Source organism: Acidovorax sp. CCYZU-2555 (assembly GCF_018413525.1).
In the GTDB taxonomy this organism is placed as follows: domain Bacteria; phylum Pseudomonadota; class Gammaproteobacteria; order Burkholderiales; family Burkholderiaceae_C; genus Comamonas.
On the sequence record NZ_JAHCDD010000026.1, the window covers coordinates 1 to 21,826 of the forward strand.

16 protein-coding genes and 1 tRNA gene are annotated in these 21,826 nt (G+C 65.3%); 2 read left to right on the forward strand and 15 right to left on the reverse strand.

Annotated elements, in window-relative coordinates; all coding sequences use genetic code 11:
• The 7 genes from KHY18_RS11050 to KHY18_RS11080 all read right to left on the reverse strand — a co-directional run.
• Nucleotides 1-1,331 (reverse strand): ShlB/FhaC/HecB family hemolysin secretion/activation protein (locus tag KHY18_RS11050; RefSeq protein ID WP_213299367.1); only part of this gene is annotated, 1,331 nt, incomplete at its 3' end.
• 64 nt (nt 1,332-1,395) lie between these two features.
• Nucleotides 1,396-7,041 carry an MBG domain-containing protein gene (locus KHY18_RS11055; protein WP_213299371.1) on the reverse strand — a complete coding sequence of 1,882 codons (5,646 nt, stop codon included), beginning with the start codon at nt 7,039-7,041 and terminating at the stop codon, nt 1,396-1,398.
• A gap of 92 nt (nt 7,042-7,133) precedes the next feature.
• Nucleotides 7,134-7,832, reverse strand: coding sequence for a response regulator transcription factor (locus KHY18_RS11060; protein ID WP_213299374.1), 699 nt, complete (start codon nt 7,830-7,832; stop codon nt 7,134-7,136).
• Complete coding sequence (locus KHY18_RS11065; RefSeq protein WP_213299377.1) at nt 7,829-9,673, reverse strand: sensor histidine kinase; 1,845 nt, start codon at nt 9,671-9,673, stop codon at nt 7,829-7,831. Before KHY18_RS11065 ends, KHY18_RS11060 begins: the two co-directional genes overlap by 4 nt.
• A 222-nt stretch (nt 9,674-9,895) precedes the next feature.
• Nucleotides 9,896-9,972: transfer RNA gene (locus tag KHY18_RS11070), tRNA-Pro, on the reverse strand.
• A gap of 82 nt (nt 9,973-10,054) precedes the next feature.
• Nucleotides 10,055-10,303: a translation initiation factor IF-1 gene (gene infA, locus KHY18_RS11075; RefSeq protein WP_159918070.1), complete on the reverse strand. Its 249-nt coding sequence runs from the start codon at nt 10,301-10,303 to the stop codon at nt 10,055-10,057.
• Between the two features lie 360 nt (nt 10,304-10,663).
• Nucleotides 10,664-11,809 (reverse strand): HPP family protein, encoded by a 1,146-nt coding sequence (locus KHY18_RS11080; protein ID WP_349630278.1) that lies wholly within the window; start codon nt 11,807-11,809, stop codon nt 10,664-10,666.
• Between the two features lie 151 nt (nt 11,810-11,960).
• On the opposite strand from KHY18_RS11080, the gene asd reads away from it, so the two are divergent.
• Nucleotides 11,961-12,806, forward strand: a complete 846-nt coding sequence (asd, locus tag KHY18_RS11085) for an archaetidylserine decarboxylase (protein WP_213299381.1) — start codon at nt 11,961-11,963, stop codon at nt 12,804-12,806.
• A gap of 43 nt (nt 12,807-12,849) precedes the next feature.
• Here the strand turns inward: asd and KHY18_RS11090 are convergent, their stop codons facing one another.
• Complete coding sequence (locus KHY18_RS11090; protein ID WP_249729055.1) at nt 12,850-13,188, reverse strand: hypothetical protein; 339 nt, start codon at nt 13,186-13,188, stop codon at nt 12,850-12,852.
• 244 nt (nt 13,189-13,432) lie between these two features.
• On the opposite strand from KHY18_RS11090, the gene KHY18_RS11095 reads away from it, so the two are divergent.
• On the forward strand, nt 13,433-14,809 hold the full coding sequence (locus KHY18_RS11095) for a GGDEF domain-containing protein (RefSeq protein ID WP_213299384.1): 1,377 nt from the start codon (nt 13,433-13,435) through the stop codon (nt 14,807-14,809).
• Nucleotides 14,810-14,829: 20 nt separating this feature from the next.
• Here KHY18_RS11095 and KHY18_RS11100 read toward each other — a convergent pair whose 3' ends face one another.
• The 7 genes from KHY18_RS11100 to KHY18_RS11130 are packed head-to-tail and all read right to left on the reverse strand — an operon-like array spanning nt 14,830 to nt 21,669.
• Entirely contained in the window at nt 14,830-15,900 is a 1,071-nt protein-coding gene (locus KHY18_RS11100; RefSeq protein WP_213299387.1) for an NAD(P)/FAD-dependent oxidoreductase, read from the reverse strand.
• Between the two features lie 18 nt (nt 15,901-15,918).
• Nucleotides 15,919-16,248 (reverse strand): ferredoxin FdxA, encoded by a 330-nt coding sequence (fdxA, locus tag KHY18_RS11105; protein ID WP_213299389.1) that lies wholly within the window; start codon nt 16,246-16,248, stop codon nt 15,919-15,921.
• 44 nt (nt 16,249-16,292) lie between these two features.
• Complete coding sequence (locus KHY18_RS11110) at nt 16,293-17,705, reverse strand: sulfate adenylyltransferase subunit 1 (protein WP_213299391.1); 1,413 nt, start codon at nt 17,703-17,705, stop codon at nt 16,293-16,295.
• Complete coding sequence (gene cysD, locus KHY18_RS11115; RefSeq protein WP_213299393.1) at nt 17,705-18,637, reverse strand: sulfate adenylyltransferase subunit CysD; 933 nt, start codon at nt 18,635-18,637, stop codon at nt 17,705-17,707. The genes KHY18_RS11110 and cysD overlap by 1 nt, the downstream gene beginning before the upstream one ends.
• Before the next feature lie 40 nt (nt 18,638-18,677).
• Entirely contained in the window at nt 18,678-19,460 is a 783-nt protein-coding gene (locus KHY18_RS11120) for a phosphoadenylyl-sulfate reductase (protein ID WP_213299395.1), read from the reverse strand.
• Entirely contained in the window at nt 19,460-19,846 is a 387-nt protein-coding gene (locus KHY18_RS11125) for a DUF934 domain-containing protein (RefSeq protein ID WP_213299397.1), read from the reverse strand. Before KHY18_RS11125 ends, KHY18_RS11120 begins: the two co-directional genes overlap by 1 nt.
• Before the next feature lie 32 nt (nt 19,847-19,878).
• On the reverse strand, nt 19,879-21,669 hold the full coding sequence (locus tag KHY18_RS11130; protein WP_213299399.1) for a nitrite/sulfite reductase: 1,791 nt from the start codon (nt 21,667-21,669) through the stop codon (nt 19,879-19,881).
• Nucleotides 21,670-21,826 lie beyond the last annotated feature (157 nt).

Sequence of the window (21,826 nt, forward strand, 5' to 3'; positions counted from 1 at the left end):
TCGCCCGAAGGGTAGGCCCGCACACCGTAGTAACCGCCCAGGCCGAAGTCTTCCGACGAATCGAGGTTCTTGCTCGCCGATTGCATGGATACGCGGCCGAACAGATTCAGGCCGGCCAGCGGTGTCGCCTGCAGGCGCGCCACGTCGAGGTTCCATTTGTGAAAGCGGCCTTGCGTACGCGCACTCGCGGCGTCTGCGGCCTGCAGCGCATTGTCCAGCGACAGCCGGCCTGGCGTGAAACCCAAGCTGCCGTAGGTGATGCCGCCGCCCCCCAAGCTGTCGCGGCGGTCGAACTGCAGCGCGAGCGGCAGCACCTGGTTTTTCTTGCCGCTGCTGGTACGGGTCGCGCCTTCGCGGTCGTCGAGCTTTTTGTACTGGTAGGTGGCCGTCAGCGAAAGGTTGCTGTGCGTCGAGCGGATCAGCGGATACGACAGCCCGGCGCTGAGGATGTCCGCCGTGCCGGTGGCGTCGAGGCTGGCGAACTGTTTGGCCAGTTCATAACGGGTGCGTGCATAGGCCAGGCTGGCGCGCAGTCCCGAGTGGCCCAGCGGCCGGTTGTAGCCCAGGCTGCCCAGCCACTGAGCCTGGTTGCTGACATTGCCGTTGACATTGATCTGATCGCCGACCATGAACGGGCTGTCCCACTGCAGGCTGGCGCGCGCGCGGTATTCGCCGGTGTAGCGATTGCCATGGTTGTCCAGGCCCAGCTCGCCCTTGAACGCCGGGCCGGGCAGCACGTCGATCAGCAGGTCGCCGGTGCCCAGCTCCTGGCCCGGGCGGATCAGCGGCGCGGTCTGCAGCCCCGGCTGGTCGTCCAGAATCAAGGTGGCGCGCTCCAGGCTGGCCGCCTCGATGACGGCGCCGGGCTCGAGGCCGGACAGAAACGCCTGGGCCGCGGTCGCGAGGCGGCTGTCACCTTGGGCTTTTATCTGACCGTAGCGGCCTTCGACGATGGTGATCTGCAGCACGGCATCGGTGAATTGCTGCTCGGGCACAAAGGCCCGGGCAAACGGGTAACCCGCAGCACGGTAGTGCGCCGACACTTTTTGCGCCAACGCTTGCAGTCCTGCGAGATCGAAAGACCGATCGGCAACATCGCCGAGCACGGCGTGCAGTTGTTCGCTGCTCAGGCGCGTGTTGCCGGTGAAGCGCACGCCCTTGAGCATGACCGCCGATCCGCCGGGCAGTGTCGCGGCCGTGGCCGCAGGCTCGATCTGGATGCGGGGGCCGGCCTTGGGCAAGGAGGGCGCGGGCCGCTCCTGCTGGAGCAATTGGCCGGCGTCGGGCGCTTGTTGGGCAATTGCGGGCAGCGCCAGGGCGAGGGCCGCCATCAGAGGGCAGAGACGAGATTTGTGGGCCAGGAGGGACATGGTCGCAATATTCTGGAGAAAGGCCTCAGGGCTGGGTGGAGTAGGCATGGTTGGTGCCCATGTTGATGCCGCCTTGCACGACAAACACGTTCACGAAACCACTGGGGGCCAGGCGGTTGGGGTCTCGCGCCCGCGTTGCCGCGTCGCTGGAATCTGTCGGCAAGCTTGGCGTTCTGCTGGCGGTATCGATGGGCAAGCCTTGGGTGCGCGCGATGTCCGATGCCGCCTGTGCGGCCAGGCCGATCGCCGTTTGCGTGTCCGCGCCTATGGTGAGATCAGCGCCGACATAGGCAATCCGGTAGTTGGGGTTGCTGGCCTCGCTCACCGTGCCCTGGTGGATGGCGTAGAGGCCATAGTTCTCACCGGCATCGCGGCTCAGTGCGCCGTCGAGTTGGTCGCCTGCGACAAGATTGCCGCCGGTGATGGCATAGGTCAGCGCTGGGTCGGCATTGCCGTGGATCTTGATCTGGCCGTTGGCCGTCACCGTGATCGGCCGCGGGCTGATGCGCAAGGCGCCGTCGACCGCGGTGATCAGGTAATTGCCGTTGGCGAGCGCGGATGCGTCGATGGTGTAGCTGCCGGCGTTTTCACCGGAACTGCGGGTCAGCGTGCCTTGGAATCGGTCGCCTGCCACCAGGCTGCCTTGCGTCACGGCATAGGTCAGCGCGGGATCGGCATCGCCATAGACCTTGGTCTGGCTGTCGGCCGTGACCGTGACCGGGCGCTGGCTGATGCTGAGCGCGCCATCGATGGCGGTGATCAGGTAGTTGCCGTTGGCCAGCGCATTCGCGCGAATGGTATAGCTGCCCGCGTTCTCGCCGAGATCGCGGGTCAGCGCCTCGTTGAGGCGGTCGCCGGCGACCAGGCTGCCGCTGGTGACGGCGTACGTCAGCGCCGGGTCGGCATTGCCATAGACCTTGGTCTGGTTGTCGGCGGTCACCGTGATCGGCCGCTGGCTGATGCTGAGTGCGCCATTCACCGCGGTGATCAGATAGTTGCCATTGGCCAGCGCCTGGGCGTCTATGGAGTAGCTGCCGGCGTTTTCACCGGGGGCGCGGGTGAGCACCCCGGCCAGCCTGTCGCCCGTGACCAGATTGCCCTCGGTGACGGCATAGGTCAGTGCGGGATCGGCATTGCCATAGACCTTGGTCTGGTTGTCGGCCGTCACCGTGATCGGGCGTTGACTGATGCTGAGCGCGCCATCCGTGGCGGTGATCAGGTAGTTGCCGTTGGCCAGCGCGTTGGCGCGAATGGTGTAGTTGCCGACATTTTCGCCGGGCGCGCGCGTGAGAACGCCAGCGAGGCTGTCGCCGGCCACCAGGCTGCCGCTGGTGACGGCGTAGGTCAGCGCCGGGTCACTGTTGCCATAGACCTTGGCCTGGTTGTCGGCAGTCACCGTGATCGGGCGCTGGCGGATGCTGAGCGCGCCATCCGTGGCAGTGATCAGATAGTTGCCGTTGGCCAGCGCGTTGGCGTGAATGGTGTAGCTGCCCACGCTTTCACCGGGATCGCGGGTAAGAACGCCGTTGAGACTGTCGCCCGCCACCAGGCTGCCGCCGGTGACGGCGTAGGTCAACGTCGGATCGGCATTGCCATAGACCTTGGTCTGGCCGTTGGCCATCACGGTGATCGGGCGCTGGCCAATGGTCAGCGCGCCATTGACGGCGGTGATCAGGTAGTTGCCGTTGGCGAGCGCGTTGGCGTCGATGGTGTAGCTGCCCACGTTCTCACCGGGGCTGCGCGTCAGCGCGGCGTTGAGGCTGTCGCCGGCCACCAGGCTGCCGCTGCTTACGGTGTACGTCAACGTCGGGTCGGCATTGCCATAGACCTTGGTCTGGTTGTCTGCCGTCACCGTGATCGGGCGCTGGCTGATGGTGAGCGCGCCTTCGATGGCGGTGATCAGGTAGTTGCCATTGGAGAGCGCGTTGGCGTTGATGGTGTAGCTGCCCACATTTTCACCGGGCGCGCGGGCGAGAACGCCGGCCAGGCCGTCACCGGCGACCAGGCTGCCGCCGGTGACGGCGTAGGTCAGCGCCGGATCGGCATTGCCGTAGACCTTGGTCTGGTTGTCGGTCGTCACCGTGATAGGGCGCTGGCCTATGGTCAGGGCTCCATCTGTGGCGGTGATCAGGTAGTTGCCGTTGGCGAGCGCGGACGCGTCGATGGTGTAGCTGCCCACGTTTTCACCAGGCGCGCGCGTGAGAACGCCGGCCAGGCTGTCGCCGGCCACCAGGCTGCCGCTGGTGACGGCGTAGGTCAGTGTCGGATCCGCATCACCGTAGGTCTTGCTGGCGTTGTCGGCGGTGATGGCCAGAGGTTTCTGGGTGATGCTGGCGCTGACATCCGTGGGGCTGGTGACGCTGTAGTTGGCGGCCAGGCCGCCATTGCTGCCGTTGGCCAGCGTGATGCCGCTGACCGTGACCGGCTTGCTGCTGCCTGCATTGGGGTTGGCAAAGCTGCCGGTCTGGCCCGAGAAACTCACGGTTTCGCTGCCGACAAAACCGCTGAGCGTGCCTCCAGTCAGGGTCGCTTCGGACGTGCCGTTGTAGACCTTGTCGCTGGCATTCATGCCGGTGACAGTCAGCGGCTTTGGCGTGATGTCGGCGCTCAGGCCTGTGGGATTGGTGACGCTGTAGTTGCTGGCGAGGCCGCCGTTGCTGCCGTTGGCCAGCGTGACGCCGCTGACCGTGACCGGCTTGTTGCTGCCTGCGTTGGCATTGGCAAAACTGCCGGTCTGGCCGGAGAAACTCACGGTTTCGCTGCCGACAAAACCGCTGAGCGTGCCTGCGGTCAGGGACGCTTCGGACGTGCCGTTGTAGACCTTGTCGCTGGCATTCATGCCGGTGACAGCCAGCGGCTTTGGCGTGATGGTGGCGTTCAGGCCTGTGGGATCGCTGACGCTGTAGTTGCTGGCCAGGCCGCCGTTGCTGCCGTTGGACAGCGTGACGCCGCTGACCGTGACGGGCTTGTTGGTGCCTGCGTCCTTGTTCGCAAAGCTGCCGGTATGGCCCGAGAAGTTCAGGGTTTCGCTGCCGGCCAGGCCGACCAGCGTGCCGCCGACCAGGGCGGCGACGGTGTTGCCGTTATAGGTCTTGTCGCTGGCCGTCATGCCTGTGACGGTCAAAGGCTTTGTGTCGATCGTCAAGCCGCTCGCGGCGAAACGGTTGCCACTCAGGTCGTATCCGCTCTGGGTGGAAAAGATTCCCAGCGTGTAGCTGCCGACATTCTTGGCGCCCTGGGAGCTGCCGCCATAAAAGATCTTGCTCGGGTCGCCGCCAGGCACGGTGTAGCCATTGCCGCCGTTGTGTGTGCTGCCGTCATAGACATGGGTGGGGTTGGCGAGACTCGCCACCGCCGTGACGTTCATCGGCTGGAGAAAGCTGCGCAGCAGCGGGGCGGTATCACCCTGGTATATGCGCCAGACTTTACCGGTTCCGCCCACATCGTCGATGTCCCAGCCGGCTTCGGCGAAAGTGGACAGGGTTTGGAGATCCGCCGTGGTTTTCCCCATCACATTGATTGGCGTTCCTCCCGTAATGCCAAAGCCCTGCGCAGTGGTGTCGGTGTTCCAGAAGCTGTTGGAGACGGTTCCGCCTTCGAACCTCCCGATCAATCCACCTGGAATTCCGGAAGTGCTCGTCACAATGCCTGTGGCGTAGCTGTTGCTTACCGTGCCCGCGGTCAGGCTTCCGACCAGTCCTCCTGCAGAAACTTCGCCCTCAACACGGCCCGCGGCATAGCTGTTGCTGATGGTGGTAGTAGAGATGTTGGCATTGCCCACCAATCCGCCCACATCAGTGATGCCCTGGACGTTGGTCGTGGCGTAGCTGTGATTGACGGTGCCGCCTATCGTCAAGGTACCCGAAATTCCGCCAACATATTGCTCGCCAGACACTGTGCCTGTCGCGTAGCTGTGGCTGACATTGCCAGAATTTTGGCCGACAAGTGCGCCAACGCGCGACTGGCCTGTAACGTCGGCATTCACTATGCCTACATTGCGAACCGTGCCAGTTTCCCCGATGAATCTGAACAAGGCGACGAAGGATTCCGTGGGGCGGTCGATGGTCAGGCCGGTGATGGTATGGCCCAGGCCGTCGAAGCTGCCGCGAAATTGTATGGGCTCCAGACCCTGGCCGCTGTTCCAGCTGCTGGCGGCACTGGCATTGATGTCCGCACCCAGCACGAATTTGCCAAACATGTTGCTGTTGTGGCCCAGTCCTTGCAGCGTGAACATGTCGGGCGCATCCTTATCGGTGGCGGTACCGAGCGCGGTGATGACTTTCCACGGCGTCACTGCCCCATCGCTGCCCAGCTTGGTGAAGAAGTTGTCGCCCGCGCCGAGGTTGATCCTGCCGCCGCCAAAGCTGTAGTTGGCGGTGTTGCCGGCTTCGGTCGCGCCCTGGCCGTATTCAAGCTGCACCTTGCCGTCGGCATGCTGCGCGGTGATATCGGCGTTGATGGCGATATTGCGATGTGCAGAGAGGGTGAGCTTTTTGTCGGTGTTCCAGGTGACGGCGCTGTTGACGAAGATGTCGCCATTGCCGCCGGTGCCGGAATCGGTCTGTATGCTCACATCGCCCGCGCCCAGGGCAGACGCCAGCGTGCTGGCGCCTATGCCGCTGGTGGTTTGGGTGCTCGAGTCGGCGCGGATGGTGAAGTCCACCGGATCGATCAGCCAATGCCCGGCCTTGACTTGCGCGCCGTCCGCAACCTGCACCTGCTGTGCGCTGGTCTCGACGAAGCCCCTCGATGCATCCAGCGTGCCGGCGACATGGACCGTGCCATGGGCCATGTCGCCCATCAGCATGATCTGGCCTTTGTCGCCGGTGTGCAGGCTGCGGGCTTCGGTGATGCCGGTGTGGTTGATCACGCTGCTCGCCAGGTCGCCCGCGGCCTTGGCCGTGAGGTAGACGAGTCCGCCATCCGCGCGAATAGCGCCGCCTTGCGTGATGAGCGTATCGAGCGCGCCTTTCTCGACTTCCAGCTTCACCGCGCCGCCCAGATCCAGGCGCACCTTGCTGCCGGCGCCCAGCAGCACATTGCCTTGCGGTGCCGTGATGCGGCCGGTGTTTTCTATGCGCGCGGCAATCAGCGCCACGCTGCCCCCGGCTGTCACCTGAATGCTGCCTTCATTGCTGACGCCGGCCGTGCTGGGGCCGCTGAAGCGGTAGTTGCCCGCCAGAAAATCGCCGGTGCTCAGTTGCAGCGTGGACGCGGCCAGCGCGCCCACGTTGACCTGGGCGCTGGGCGTGAACAGCACGCCATTGGGATTGACCACAAAGACCTGGCCATTGGCGTTCAAGGCGCCTTGAATCACCGATACATCGGAGCCCAGTACCCGGTTGAGAGCCACGGAGGACGCTGACGGCTGGATGAAATTGACGCTCTGGGCCTTGCCGATGGAGAAGCTCTGCCAGTCGGTCGCCATCTTTTCGCTGTGTTGCGTGACGGTCATTGTCTGGCCGGCCTGGGCAATGGCGCCGGAGCCGGCGACAACCTGCCCGCCAGTGGGCAGTCCGCCGGCCTGCACCGCGCTCGCGCAGGCCAGCACCACGGCGGCCTTGCTCGCGCCTTTGCCGCAGGATCGGACCAGTTCAGCGACGGCGATGAACGCCTGGTGCACCTCGCTCCAGACAAGTCGATAGGAGCGGTTGAGGCCAGCGTTTTTCATAGGTTTTTTCGGGAGAATGGCGATGTGGCCGCCAGTCTATTGAGCCCGTCCCGAAAAACCTTGCCAAAGCTTGCTGCGGCCGCAGCGGGGCGCTATCTGATCTGCAAGGGCATGCACAGCCGGTAACCCTTGCCGCGCAGGGCGCGAATCGGGCCCGCCGGGGCGCCATGGGCCACCAGTTTGCTGCGCAGGCGCGAAACCAGCACTTCGAGTTGTGCCTTGCCGCTGGCGTCGAGCGGTTTGTCGAGCCGCTCCAGTGCCTGATAGATTTCCAGCGTGTGATCGGGTGCCAGCAGCAGGGCGTGCAAGAGCATGGATTCGGAGCCGCGCAGCACCAGACTGCCTTGCGGCGTATGCAGCAAGCCGGTCGCGGTGTCGAGCGTGAACACCTGGGAAGATGGCGTCACGGGCGGCTGCAGCCGGTTGGCCAGCGCCGCGACGGCGGCACACAACTCTTCCGGCGCCGTGGGTTTGGTCAGGTAGAGGTCGGCGCCATGCGCGTATCCTGCGAGCTTTTGCTCCAGTGCGGTCAGCGCGGTCACCATGATGATGCCTATGCCCGGCTGAATCTGGCGCAGGCGTTGCGCCAGATTCAGCCCGCTTTCACCGGGCAGGTTGACATCGATCACGGCAATGTCGGCGACGAAATGCGCGGGCAGTTCGTCCAGCGCCTCGGCGCTGTCGATGCCGACCACCTCATGGCCGCGCGCCGCCAGCGTGTCGACCGTGACATCGAGCAGGGCCAGGTGGTCTTCAACCACCAGCAGTTTGATCGGTGGGCCGGGATTCAAAGCGCAATCCATAGTTCGAAAATGACACGGTCGGTTTCAGGGCGGTAGTCGAGGGTGCCGCCCAGCTGCACGGCAAGCGACTTGGCAATGTACAGGCCCAGCCCCGAGCCGCTTTGCTGGTGTGAACCAGGCGCACGATAGTACTTGCTGAAAATCTGCCCGGCGTCGGGCAGTCCCCTCTTTGTCACAGCGTTGCCCACCCTCACCATGATGCCCATGCAGTCGTTGCGGGCATGCAGGTCGACCGCGATGGTCACCCTCTCGGCCGGGGGCGAGTACTTGAGGGCGTTGTCCACCAGGTTGCTGAGTATGGTGTGCAGCAGCAAGGGATCGCTTGCCAGCGGCGTGGTGTGAACCGCATCGGCCATTTGCAAGACCAGGCGCTCTTTGTGCTGCAGCTGAATGTTCCTCAGCAGTTCATCCATGCGGCAGGCAGTGCGCTGCGGCGCGACGGCCTGGTCGTCGAGTTCGCTCACCATGGCGCAGCGCCCGACGATGGCGTCTATGTCTTCGACCGCGCGTTCTGCATGGGCTTGCATTCTCGCAGTAGGGGCGAGGGCGCCCAGGCGCAGCCGGATGATCGACAGCGGCGTTTTCAACTCATGCGTGAGCATCGACAGGAATACCCGCTGCCGTTCACGTTCGGCGCGCTCCTGCCGGGCGGTAGTGCTGGCAACTTCGGCATCGACGCTTGCCTGGTTCAGTTTTTCCTGCATCGCGCGCACATGTTTTGCCAGCATCAGCTGCAACACCAGCAGTGTTCCTATCGACCGCAGCTGAAAGCCGTAGATCAGCCACAGCTGACCGGGCAGAAAACCCAGCAGTGCGGGGATGGCCGAAAGATTTCCCGTGAGGCTGAACACATGCGTCAGCAGCAGTATCTTTCCGTTCGGATGGCGCTGTCGCCAGAGCTGGATGCTGCGCACGGTGCCGGTCAGCATCATCACCAGGACAAACGACAAAAGGAGGGTGGCGGCTTCGGGATAGAGGCCCAGAAAGGGCGCTGGCAGGCACAGCACGGCCAGCCACAGCTGGATGCGATAGACCCAGCGCATCCACGCCGCGGCATGCGCGATGTCGAGCGCCAGCATGTAAAAACGCGCGCCGAAGAGGACGACAAAGATGATGCCCAGCGAGACCCAGTGATGCGCCCAGAAAGGCGTCTCGGGCAGGAAGAATTGCGCGGCCAGCCCATTGAGCGCGAGCAGGTTGAAAATCGTCGCCAGCAGGTAGGCGATGTAGCGCCTGTAGATCTCCTCGCGCCGCCAGAAGCCGTGCCAGATATTGACCAGCAGGCCGGTCAGGATCACGCCCAGCAGCGCGCCTAGCAGTGCATATTCGGCCGAGACTTTGGCTTGAAACGCATGCGGCTCCCAGGCCTTGACGATCAGCACCGAGCTGCTGGTGGTCTGCAGCCGTACATAGGTGATGCGCGGGCGCTCATCCGCAAAGTCCACGCGATAGACGAAGCCCCGATACGGAAATTCCTTGAGCGTGTGAGGTTGCAGATCGCCACCGCGTCGCACGTCAAACGCGTGCTCGCCCGAAGGCTGCGACAAATAGATTTGCACATCGTCGACATAGGGCGGCTGCAATTCCAGCAGCAGTTCGCGCTGGCCCTGGGCGTTGGGTTGCGGCGCCGGCAGCGTGAAGCGCAGCCAATGCACCGATCGGGTATAGCCCGCAGAAAACCCCTGCGCCACGGACTGGAACTCGCCAGCCCGTGCGGGCTGGCTCACGCTCTCGATGGTTTCCTGGCCGCTTGGATCGACCAGCACGCTGAGATCATCGATGCGCAACAGCTCGCCCTGCGCATGGGCGGGCAAGACCTGCAGAAACAATGCGGTGAAAAGCAGCCAGATGCCGCGAACCCATCGTGGTACGGCACGACTCGCAGTCAATGCCATGGTTCAACACGCATTCGCGACGTGCAAGTCATATGTTGATCGATTTCGTAACGCAACAGCGGCACTGACAATCTTGCCTGCCGTTCGCAAGTTGGACGAACCGGGCTGCAGACGGACAAAAGGCCTTGGCTATTTCTAGCCAAGGCCTTGAATCACTGGTCGGAGCGGCGGGATTCGAACTCGCGACCCTCTGCTCCCAAAGCAGATGCGCTACCAGGCTGCGCTACGCTCCGACAAAAAGAATTCTAAGGGGGTTTCTGATGCACTTTTTTGAAATTTCAAAAATATTTCAAAAATAGTGCGTAGACCACCTTGTTAACGCGGCGAAGGACCTGGGCCACGGCCTGCCAGATGGCGGAACGTGATGCGACCCTTGGTCAGATCGTAAGGCGACATTTCCAACGACACCTTGTCGCCGGCCAGGATACGGATGTGATGCTTGCGCATCTTGCCGCCGGTGTAGGCGATCAGTTGGTGTCCGTTTTCCAGCGTCACGCGAAAGCGCGAGTCGGGCAAGACTTCCGTGACGGAGCCTTGCATTTCAATCAATTCTTCTTTGGCCATATTCTCAATCTCTCATATAAATCTGGGTCACTGCGCCTGTAAGAGCGGCTAACACCACCCTTGCTGCGTCGTTGCGTTGCCTTGCCGTGCTAATTGCACTGTCTGCGGCATCGCGCCTAGTTCGACCGCACCTAGCCGGCCCAACCTAGCATCAACCGCAAATCTGCGATGGTGTTAGCCGCTCTAGATGGAGTACAAGGCAGCATGCACCGACCCGTGGGGGCCAACTGTGCATGGCAGGCGGTGCAAGCCGCTGCGCTCCAGGCGCACAACGGTCAGAAGGCCGGAAAACGGCTTCATTCGTATCGGCGGGGCGCCGTACGCAATCTTTGAGATTGTAACCCCTACCTCGCCGCCCTGCTAGGGCGCGGGTGTGATTGCCGATGCCAGCGCGCGCACCAGGTCGGTTTGCGTGATGACGCCGACCAGCCGCTGCTCGGCGTCGACGATCGGCAAATGGTGGTGTCCCCCCGCGGAGAACAGCGGAATCAGGTCCATAACCGGCTGGTCCGCCGAGGCGGTCTGCGCCGGGCCGCTCATCAAATCGTTCACGGTCTGTGGCTTTTTGGCACCGATGGCGACCAGCTTGCGCAGGCGCTGGCTCCAGCCTTCGGGCGATTCGAGCGCGGTGGTGCGCATGAAGTCGGATTGCGACAGCATGCCTTGCACCTGATGCCGGCCGTCGATCACCGGCAGCGCCTTGATGTTCTTCTGGCGCATCAAGGCCCAGGCATCGCGCAGCGAGACATCGGGCTCCACGGCCAGCGGCGGCGTCGACATGATGTCGGCGCAGCGCAGATCGCCCAGCGTGCGCTGGAAGGCCGCGCGGCCCGCGAGGTGCAGCAGGCCTTCGAGGTCGGCGCGGCTGATGTCCAGCACCTGGTTGTATTGTTCGAGCGCGGTGTCGAGGTCGGACTTCTGGAAGTGCTGGCCGCTGGTGGCCTTGCGGCGCAGCGGATAGGGTTTGCCGGTCGCATGGTTGTAGGCGATGGCGCAAAGCAGCAGCACCACGATGTTGAACAGCACGGGAAAGACCAGCAGTTCAAGGCCGTTGCTGTGTTCGAGCACCACGAACGCCGCCATGCCCACGCCCGGCGGGTGAAAGCAGCGCAGCAGCAACATGCCCGCAAGCGTCACGCCCACGGCCAGCGCCGCGGCCCAGACCATGTCGGGTACCAGCAGCCGGCACAGCGTGGACACCAGCGCCGCGAGCACGGTGCCGCCTATCACCGGCCAGGGCTGGGCCAGCGGGCTCGCGGGCATGCCGAACAGCAGCACCGCGCTGGCGCTGAGCGAGGCGATCATCCATGAATCGTTGCCGGCACCTGCCCACCAGCGGCTCAGGAAGCCGGTGACCAGCAGGCCCAGCATGACGCCGACCACCATGCGCAAGGCTTCCTTGGCGTCGATGCCGACGGAGTGGGGCACCAGGCGCTGCAGCAACTGGCGAAGCGTGGACGGGCGTTTGGACGGATCGGGCGAGACGGGAGACTGAGGTGCTGGCACGGGCAGGACAGGAAGTGCAGTGGTCCCCAGGATAGCAAAGCGGGACGCAAGCTGCGCGCGGGCGGGCAGGGGTGGGCCAATCCGTATGGGCAATGGCTCAAATGCGTCGCTAGAATGCCCAGCTTGCCTTGAATCATCTGGAAACCAATCTGTGTCTGATCGACTTGCCGTGCTCCCCCAATATCTATTGCCCAAGCAGGCGCTCACGGCCCTGATGGGGCGACTGGCGAATGCCAGGGCCGGCTGGTTGACCACCTGGGTGATCGAGCGTTTCATCGAACACTACAAGGTCGACATGACCGAGGCCGAGAACCCCGATCCCGCGAGCTATCCGACCTTCAACGCGTTCTTCACGCGCAGCCTGCGCGCGGGCGTGCGCTCGCAGGCGCAGGCGCCTTGGGTCTGCCCGGTCGATGGCGCGGTAAGCCAGCTGGGGCCCATTGCCGGCGACCAGATCTTCCAGGCCAAGGGCCACCATTATTCGACCCAGGCGCTGGTGGGCGGCGACCCCAAGCTGGCGGCCGAGTTCGACAACGGCCACTTCGCGACCATCTACCTGAGCCCGCGCGACTACCACCGCATCCACATGCCCTGTGACGGCCGGCTGCGTGAAATGGTCTATGTGCCCGGCGACCTGTTCTCCGTCAATCCGGTGACCGCGCGCGGCGTGCCCGGACTGTTTGCGCGCAATGAGCGCGTGGTCTGTGTGTTCGACTCCGCCGCCGGCCCGTTCGTGATGGTGCTGGTGGGCGCGACCATCGTCGGCAGCATGGCCACCGTGTGGCACGGTCAGGTCAACCCGCCGCGCAGCGCGGAAATCCGCCGCTGGCAGTACGGGCCCGACGCGCCGACGCTGCGCCAGGGCGAGGAAATGGGCCGCTTCATGCTGGGCTCGACCGTGGTGCTGCTGTTTCCCAAGCAGCCGCTGCAGTTCAACGTGCTGTGGCAGGCGGGCAGTCCCGTGCGCCTGGGCGAGGCCATGGCCGACCGCTACTGAACCGGCTCAGCCCACCAGGGGCTGGCCGTTCAGGGTGCGTTTCTCACAGGAACCAGTTCAGGCCTTCCGCACGGCGTGCGGTCGTGAACTTGGAGGGCTGCAGGCGCAGCCGCTCTGGCCGCACGGGTTCTTCGCGGCCCACGAGGTAGACCACCATTTCGCGCCGCCGCAGCACCACATGGCTGACGGTTTCATTGCGCCCGCTCTCCTGGACTTGCACTCCCGGTCGAAACAGCGGCATTTCAAACGTGAAGCTGCGCGGCTGCACGGGTGCCGTGACGCTCTGTGCAGCGGCGGCCAGGGTGTCGAAGTCGGGCGCAGAGGCGCCCGACCCATCGGCTGCATGGGCAGCGGTTTCCGGTGAGATAGTGAGGGATTGCATAGGCGCAGTCTGGGTAAATAAACGAGTTATCGACAGGCGGCGGGAAAAGTTGAGGACCTTGTCGCACTCTATCGCCAACAAGGCGCTTGTCCAGCGCCGCGGCTGGCAGCAGGGGCTTGCGCAGACCGATTTGCGTGCCGGCAGCCGGTAAGATAGGCCGCATTCGTGCATTCCTTCTTTTTTCCCGGCCGCCGCAGACGCGCTGTCTGCGCACGCACGGGATGTCGCTGAGTCGTTTTACCCCATGCCCCAAATTTCCATTGAGCAGCTCAGCCATGATTGGCATGCGCTGCAAGGCTGTGCGCCGCCCGCCGCGCGGCAATGCATAGAGCAACTGGCTTTCACGCACCACAAGGATCTGGCCAGCCATTTCTACACCGAGATGCTGCGCGACGATGCGGCTTCGGCGCTGCTGACGCATGAACAGGTGCGCGTGCGCCTGCACCAGTCCATGAGCCACTGGGTGGGCGAAGTGTTCAACACCGGCACGCTGGAGCAACTGGAGCAGCGCGTGGCGCGCCAGATCAAGATCGGTGAAGTGCATGCGCGCATCGATGTGCCCGTGCACCTGGTGCTGCGCGGCGCGCGCAGCCTCAAGCGCGGCCTGGGCGCGCTGCTGGCTGACGCGCTGGGCGACGACCTGCCGCTGCAGTTGCAGGCCTATGCCTACGGCCAGGCGGTGATCGACATTGCGATGGAGATCATGAGCCAGGCCTATTCGCGCTCGCATGACCGCAGCGCGCGCGCCCAGGAGGCCTACCGGCTGCATGCCGTGGCCCAGGACATGAGCGCCGAGCGCGAGCGCCAGCGCGCGGCCGTGCTCGATTGGGAAAACCGCTTGATGTTCGAGCGCGCCATGGGCCTGCCGGCTGCGCATTTGCCGCGCGTCGGCGCTTCCGAGTTCGGCCTGTGGTTTCGCCACAAGGGCGCGCATGCGTTTCGCGGCACCAGCGAAACCACGTTGATTCTCGAAACCATCGACTTGATCGACGAACGGCTGCTGCCTTCGCTCGACGAGGACGCCGACGCCCAGGCCCGCCTGCAGCAGCTGCGCTCCCTGCACGAGCATACGCAGACGATTGCCTTCCATCTCGATGCGCTGTTCGAGCAGAACCGCGAGCTCGATGCGGGCCGCGATGTGCTCACGCGCCTGCTCAACCGCAAGTTCCTGCCCGTGGTGCTGCGCCGCGAGATCGACTACTGCCGCGAGCGCAAGGCGAATTTCGCCGTGCTGTCGCTGGACGTGGACCATTTCAAGCAGATCAACGACCGCTTCGGCCACGAAGGCGGCGACCTGGTGCTGCAGCAGCTCGCCGTCATTCTGTCGAGCGCCTGCCGCGCGGGCGACTACACCTTCCGTCTGGGCGGCGAGGAATTTCTGCTGCTGCTGGTCGACATCGACATTCAGCGTGCGCTGGCGCTGGCCGAACGGCTGCGCGCGCAGGTGCAGAAGGAGCCGTTCAGGCTGCCCGGCGACGGCCGCGTGCCGGTCACCGTGAGCATAGGCGTGGCCATGCACAACGGCCACCCGGACTATGAGTACACCGTGCGGCAGTCGGATCAGGCCTTGTACGCGGCGAAGAATGCGGGCCGCAACCGCGTCGAACGCGCGGGAGATTGAGGCAGCTTGCTGCCCTGAACCTAGGACGCGCCCGGGTGCTCGACGCCCAGGATGGCGTGCAGCCGTGCGCTGGTCGTCGTGTATTGCAGCAGGACCTTGGCGCCACTGAGCAGCTCGGCCGCGGCGAAGGCGGCCAGCGTGGCTTCGTGGAAGGCGCACAGGATCAGCCGGCGCTTGCCTGCATAGTGGTTGATGTCGCCCACGGCGTAGATGCCGGGCTGGCTGGTCGAGAAGGTCGCGGTGTCGACCAGCAATTGCTTGCGCTCCATGGCCAGGCCCCAGTCGGAGATGGGCCCCAGGCGCGGTGAAATGCCCAGATAGACCCACAGCTGGTCCAGCGCCAGGCGCTGCGGTGCGCCTTGCGGGTCGGTCAGCTGCAGCGCGGTGAGGCGGCCGTTCTGTTCTTCAATGCCATTGATCTGGGCCGCAACGACGGTGATGCGGCCGCTGTCGCGCAGCGCCTGCAGGCGCGCGAGCAGATCGGGCGCGGCATTGAAGACGTCGCGCCGGTGCAGCAGCGTCACATTCGCAGCGGGATGGGCGTCGGCGCAGCGCAGCGCCGCGGCCACCGCATCTTCGTCGCCGCCATGGACCACGATCTGCTGGCCTGCGCTGACGTCAGCGTCGGCCGGGTGGTAATGCAGCTGGCGGCCCAGATGGGCCTCGATGCCTTCGATCTTGAGCGTGCGCGGCACAAACGCGCCCACGCCCGCGGCAATGAACACGCAGCGCGCGCGCAACTGCGCGCCCGACGTGGTGGTCAGCAAGAAGCGGCCGTCGGCCAGGGTTTCGAGTGCCTGCACCTGGGTGTGCAGGTGCCACTGCGGCTTTATGGGCGCGAGCTGCTTGAGCAGCAGTGCGACCAGCTCGCGGCCCGTGCAGACCGGAATGCCGGGCACGTCGTAGATGGGCTTGTCGGCATACAGCTCGGCGCACTGGCCGCCTGCATGGGGCAGGGCATCGACGATGTGCACGCCCAGGCCTTGCAGGCCCAGCTGGAACGCCTGGAACAGGCCGGCCGGGCCGGCGCCAATCACCACGGCATCGGTATCGATGGCGGGCACGGTGGGGGGCGCGGCGCGGTCGCTCATCCGGCGAAGACCAGGCTTTTAGCGCACCAGCGCGGCAATCTTGCCGGGCTGGCCGTTGAAGTCGTCGGCGTCGGGCAGCGCGTTCTTGCGCTTGGTGATGCTCTTCCAGCCGGCGGCCAGCGACAGCTCGGCATTGAGCTTGATGAAGGCGAGCTGATCGGGCGGCACGTCTTCTTCGGCGAAGATCGCGTTGGCCGGGCACTCGGGGATGCAAACTGCGCAGTCAATGCATTCATCCGGATCGATGACCAGCATGTTCGGGCCTTCGCGGAAGCAATCCACGGGGCATACGTCCACGCAGTCGGTGTATTTGCACTGGATGCAGTTTTCGGAAACGACGTGAGTCATGAGGGAACTTTGAGTTATAGGGTCAGTACTGAGCTGATTTTATTTCACTGGGCCGATTCGTGGGCGCAGTGCACAACGAGGAAAGCGCGGCGTCGGGGTATCACCCCCGACGCCGCGCCCCGAACACAGTGTGCCAGTGCGGCCGCGGCGGTCTTGTGGCTGGCGGTGTCGACCAGAATCAGCGCTCCTTGAATGCGCGCTTCGGTGAACGCGCGCAGCGGCAGGGGTTCCTGCAGGGCCAGCTCGACCACGCCGATGGCATTGGCCTGCAGGTTGGCGGCGGGCTCTTCGGCCAGCGTGTGGATGTCGAGGTGGTGGACCACGCGGCGCACCTTGGCCTTGACCCAGCGGTGGCCGTGCAGCGCGAGATACACGCGTCCGGGCACCAGCGGCTCATCGTCCATCCAGGCGACGGTGGCCGTCAGATCGCGCCGGCCCACGGGCGCGGCTTCCTCTGCGTCGAAATCATCGTCGGCCACGGCAGGGGCTACGCTGGCGGCCAGGATCCAGTCGCCGCGCGACACATCGACTTCGCGGTCCAGCACCACGCCCGCGCTGTGGCCGGCGCTCACGTTGCCGGGGCGGCGAGCATGGTCGAGCACCTGCGCGACGACGGCGGTCTGGCCGCTGGGGAAGATCTGCACGGTCTGGCCGGCCTGCAGATGGCCCGCACCGAGCCGGCCCCAGAAGACGCGACGGCCTTGCGACGTGTCGGCCGAAGAGGAGAACTTCTCCACCCACTGCACGGGCAGGGCCGTGGGCAGCGCGGTGTCGGCGGGCGTGCTGGGCAGGCCTTCGAGCCATTGCAGCAGGCTGGGGCCGTTGTAGCCGCACCAGCCTTCATGCGAGGTGACCACGTTCCAGCCCTTGAGCGCCGAGACCGGCACCGTGGCCGCGACGCGAATGCCCGCGTCCTGTGCGAAGCGTTCCAGCGCGGCCTTGATGTGTTGGTAAGCCAGTGCCGGGTCTTCCACGGCGTCGAGCTTGTTGACCGCGAACACCAGCGAAGGCACGCGCAGCAGATGCACCAGCAGGCTGTGGCGGCGCGTCTGGGCCAGCAGCGCCAGATCGGGCGAGCGCCAGTCGAGCTTGGTCGCATCGACCAGCACCACGGCGGCGTCGGCGCTGCTCGCGGCCGTGACCATGTTGCGTGTGTACTGCTCGTGGCCGGGCGCGTCGCCGATGATGAACTTGCGCGTGGGCGTGGCGAAGTAGCGGTAGGCGACGTCGATGGTGATGCCTTGCTCGCGTTCGGCCGACAGGCCGTCGGTCAGCAGCGCAAGGTCAGTCTCGCCACTGCGCTGAACGCCCGCGAGCTGGTCCTGCAGCACCGACTTGCTGTCGACCAGCAGACGCCCGATCAGCGTGCTCTTGCCGTCATCGACGCTGCCGCAGGTGATGAAGCGCAGCGCCGACGCGGTGTCGAGGCCGGGGGAAGTGAATGCAGTGCTTGTCATTAGAAGTAACCTTCCTTCTTGCGCTTTTCCATGGACGCGTCGCTGGTCTTGTCGTCCATGCGCGTGGCGCCGCGTTCGCTGACGTCGGCGGCCAGGGTTTCGATCACGATGTCGGCGGCGCTGGCCGCCGTGCTTTCCACCGGGCAGGTGCAGGTGATGTCGCCCACGGTGCGAAAACGCACGTCGCGCAGCACGACTTCCTCGCCGTCGCGCGGCTGGGTCAGTTCGGTCACGGGCACCAGCAGGCCGCGGCGCTCGACGACTTCACGCTGGTGCGTGTAGTAGATCGAGGGCAGGGCGATCTGCTCGCGTTCTATGTATTGCCAGACGTCGAGTTCGGTCCAGTTGCTGATGGGGAACACGCGGAAATGCTCGCCCGGTGCGATGCGGGTGTTGAACAGCGTCCACAGCTCGGGGCGCTGGGCCTTGGGCTGCCACTGGCCGAAGCTGTCGCGGTGCGAGAAGATGCGCTCCTTGGCGCGGGCTTTCTCTTCGTCGCGGCGCGCGCCGCCGATCAGCGCGTCGAAGCGGAATTCCTCGATGGCTTCGAGCAGCGTCACTGACTGGTGCACGTTGCGCGATTCGCCGGGATGGGCCAGGCGCACGGTGCCGCGCGCCATGGAGTCCTCGACATTGCGCACGATCAGCTCGGCGCCCAGTTCCTTGGCGCGCTGGTCGCGAAAGGCCGTGACTTCAGGGAAGTTGTGGCCGGTGTCTATCATCAGCAGCGGGTAGGGCAGGCGGCCCGCGCCGAACGCCTTTTCGGCGCAGCGCAGCATCACCAACGAATCCTTGCCGCCGGAAAACAGCAGCGTCGGGCGCTCGAAAGTGGCGGCCACTTCGCGCAGGATGAAGATGGTTTCTTCTTCCAGTGCATCGAGGTGGTGGTTGCTGAGCTGGCTCAGCACATGGGGTTCGGTACGGGCGTTCATGCAAAACCTTGGGGGGGCAATATCGGGAGAGGGCAGGACTTCAGGCGGCCTTGACGTGCAGGCCGCATTCCTTGGCGGTCTCGTCTTCCCACCACCAGCGGCCGGCGCGAAAATCTTCGCCCAGGCTGATGGCACGGGTGCAGGGTGCGCAGCCGACCGAGGGGTAGAACTGGTCGTGCAGCGGGTTGTAGTCGACGTCGTTGAGCGCGATGTAATGCCACACATCGCCCCAGGTCCAGTCGGCCAGCGGGTTGAACTTGGTCAGGCCCTTGGTCTCGACTTCGCTGGTGTCTATGCCGGGCACGTCGGCGCGCGCATTCGACTGCTCGCGGCGCAGGCCCGTGATCCAGCCAGTCTTGCCGGCCAGCGCGCGCGCCAGCGGTTCCATCTTGCGAATGCCGCAGCACTGCTTGCGCAGTTCGAGGCTGCGGTACATCGCGTCCTGGCCCTGGGTGCGCACGAACTGGATCACCTGTTCGTGGTGCGGGCGATAGACCTCGACATCGGCGCGCGACAGCGCTTCGGTGCGCTCCAGCAGTGCCAGCGTCTCGGTGTGCAGCGCGCCGGTGTCGAGCACGAACACCGGAATGTCGAGCGCGAGCGCGTTGATCAGATGCGTGATGACCACGTCTTCGGCGCCCAGGCTGGACGCCTGGGTCACGTCGCCCTGGCGGGCGCCATGGGCCGCGGCCTGGCGCAGCAGCTGCTCGGTCTGCGCAAGCTTTGCGGCGAAGTCGCTGCTGGCGCGCGCGTTGCTGCGCACGGCCTGACGACCCTGGCCGGAGCCGGCCGCGGGCAGCAAGGAGCTGGTGGTGCCGGACATCAGGCTTCCTGCGGCGCGAAGATGGGCGCGGTCTGCACCGCGTCACCCTGGTAGAAGCGCGCGAAGCGCTCGAACTGGCGCTGGGCGGCCGACGCGTCGACGTCGGCGCGCAGCACGGCGCTGCTGAAGCCGGTGCGCTGCATCTGCACCAGCTGGTCGATCAGCACATCGCCCGTGGCGCGCAGGTCGCCGGTGAAGCCGCGGCGGCGGCGCAGCAGGTAAGCCTGGCTGAAAGCGCGGCCGTCGGTGAACTGCGGAAAGTGCAGGTCGATGCGGGTCACGCCTTCGAGCGGCAGCGCCATGGCATCGGCATCGTTGGCCAGCGCCACCTGGCTGGCGTCGCCCTCGGCGAGGGCTTCGTGTTCGTGGGAAGCTAGGATTTTCATCGTCTCAAGCGGTTTTTTTGTGGACCGGGAACTCAGGCCGTGGCTTCGGCTTCGACGGGAGCAGGGTGGCGCGCGGCCTTGCCGGCTTCCTTGAACGGATCGAGGCCCAGGCGACGCACGGTGTCCTGGAAGCGTTCGCCGCTGGTGCGCTGGTCGCGGTAGGTGCCGAGCACGGCTTCGATCACGTCGGGCACTTCGGCCGCCGAGAACGAGGGACCGATGGCCTTGCCCGCGGCCGACGCGCCCGACAGCAGCGAGCCGTCCGAGCCGCCGAGCGTGACCTGGTACCACTCCTTGCCGTCCTTGTCGACGCCCAGGATGCCGATGTGGCCGCTGTGGTGGTGGCCGCAGCTGTTGATGCAGCCGCTGATGTGCAGATCGATCGGGCCGATGTCGTCGAGCTCGTCGAGGTCCTGGTAGCGCTGGGTGATCGCTTCGGCAATCGGCAGCGAACGCGCATTGGCCAGCGCGCAGAAATCGCCGCCGGGGCAGGCGATCATGTCGGTCAGCAATTGCACGTTGGCGCTGGCCAGGCCCAGATCACGGGCCTGCTGCCACAGCGTGAACAGCTCGCCCACGGGCACCCAGGGCAGCAGCACGTTCTGGTCATGCGTCACGCGGGCTTCGCCGGCCGAGAAACGGTCCATCAGCGCGGCCAGTGCGTCGAGCTGGTCGCCCGTGGCGTCGCCCGGCGACTGGCCGGGGCGCTTGAACGACAGCGTGACTGCACGCAGCTGCGGATTGCGGTGCGGGTGCACGTTGCGCGACAGCCAGCGCGAGAACGCGGGGTGGGCCGCGGCCTGGGTCAGCAGCGACTGCTCGATTTCCTCGGCCGACAGCGCGGGCAGATCGGGCAGCTGCGGGTCGACGAAGCAGGCCTTGACGCGGTCGAGTTCCGCCTGGGGAATGGTGTGCGGGCCGCCGTCGATTTCGACGATCTGGCGGTATTCCTCTTCGACGTCGTCGATGTACTGCTGGCCTTCGGCCTTGACGAGGATCTTGATCCGCGCCTTGTACTTGTTGTCGCGCCGGCCATGCTCGTTGTACACGCGCACGATGGCCTCGATGTAGTTCATCACCTGGTTCCAGGGCAGGAACTCGCGGATCTGCGTGGAGATCACGGGCGTGCGGCCCATGCCGCCGCCGACGAAGACCTTGAAGCCGATTTCGCCGGCTTCGTTCTTCGCCATGTGCAGGCCCACGTCGTGCCAGGCCGTGGCGGCGCGGTCCTCATGAGCGCCGCTGATCGCGATCTTGAACTTGCGCGGCAGGAACGCGAACTCGGGGTGCAGCGTGGTCCACTGGCGCAGGATTTCCGCGTAGGGGCGCGGGTCCACGAGTTCATCGACGGCCACGCCGGCCAGGGCGTCGGTGGTGGTGTTGCGTATGCAGTTGCCGCTGGTCTGGATGCCGTGCAGATCGACGCTGGCCAGCAGGTCCATCACATCGGCGGCCTTGGCCAGCGGAATCCAGTTGAACTGCACGTTGGTGCGCGTCGTGAAGTGGGCGCAGTGCGTGGGCAGGAAAGTGGTGCCCAGCAGGCCCTGGCCTTCCATGGCCGCCTTGAAGACTTCTGCCTCGGGTTCGTCATATTCGCGTGCGATACGCGCGAGCACGCGAATCTGCCGGCTGGCGATTTCGCCGTAGGGCACGGCCACGCGCAGCATGGGCGCGTAGCGCTGTACATACCAGCCGTTTTGCAGGCGCAGCGGGCGGAAGTCGTCTTCCGGCAGCTTGCCGGCTTGCCAGCGTTCGAGTTGGTCACGGAACTGATCGGCGCGCAGCTTCACGAATTCCTGGTCAAAGGGGGTGTATTGGTACATGGCGGTTCAGTGCGAAAACCGGTGAAGCCCTGCCGGGCCGTGAGGGGCCTCCAGCGAGCGGACGCAAATGCAGGAAAGTCGCGCAAGCGCCCGACGCCGTCGTGCGGCGTGTGTGGGGAGGGCGCTCAATGCTTGCATGCTGGGAAATGTAGGCGGG

What these genes read in the sequence shown, in the direction of transcription:
- KHY18_RS11090 (WP_249729055.1), bottom strand. Translation starts at nt 13,188, where the DNA reads ATGCAATCCCTCACTATCTCACCGGAAACCGCTGCCCATGCAGCCGAT.
- KHY18_RS11125 (WP_213299397.1), bottom strand. Translation starts at nt 19,846, where the DNA reads ATGAAAATCCTAGCTTCCCACGAACACGAAGCCCTCGCCGAGGGCGAC.
- fdxA (WP_213299389.1), bottom strand. Translation starts at nt 16,248, where the DNA reads ATGACTCACGTCGTTTCCGAAAACTGCATCCAGTGCAAATACACCGAC.
- KHY18_RS11120 (WP_213299395.1), bottom strand. Translation starts at nt 19,460, where the DNA reads ATGTCCGGCACCACCAGCTCCTTGCTGCCCGCGGCCGGCTCCGGCCAG.
- KHY18_RS11095 (WP_213299384.1), top strand. Translation starts at nt 13,433, where the DNA reads ATGCCCCAAATTTCCATTGAGCAGCTCAGCCATGATTGGCATGCGCTG.
- KHY18_RS11100 (WP_213299387.1), bottom strand. Translation starts at nt 15,900, where the DNA reads ATGAGCGACCGCGCCGCGCCCCCCACCGTGCCCGCCATCGATACCGAT.
- infA (WP_159918070.1), bottom strand. Translation starts at nt 10,303, where the DNA reads ATGGCCAAAGAAGAATTGATTGAAATGCAAGGCTCCGTCACGGAAGTC.
- KHY18_RS11130 (WP_213299399.1), bottom strand. Translation starts at nt 21,669, where the DNA reads ATGTACCAATACACCCCCTTTGACCAGGAATTCGTGAAGCTGCGCGCC.
- cysD (WP_213299393.1), bottom strand. Translation starts at nt 18,637, where the DNA reads ATGAACGCCCGTACCGAACCCCATGTGCTGAGCCAGCTCAGCAACCAC.
- KHY18_RS11055 (WP_213299371.1), bottom strand. Translation starts at nt 7,041, where the DNA reads ATGAAAAACGCTGGCCTCAACCGCTCCTATCGACTTGTCTGGAGCGAG.
- KHY18_RS11110 (WP_213299391.1), bottom strand. Translation starts at nt 17,705, where the DNA reads ATGACAAGCACTGCATTCACTTCCCCCGGCCTCGACACCGCGTCGGCG.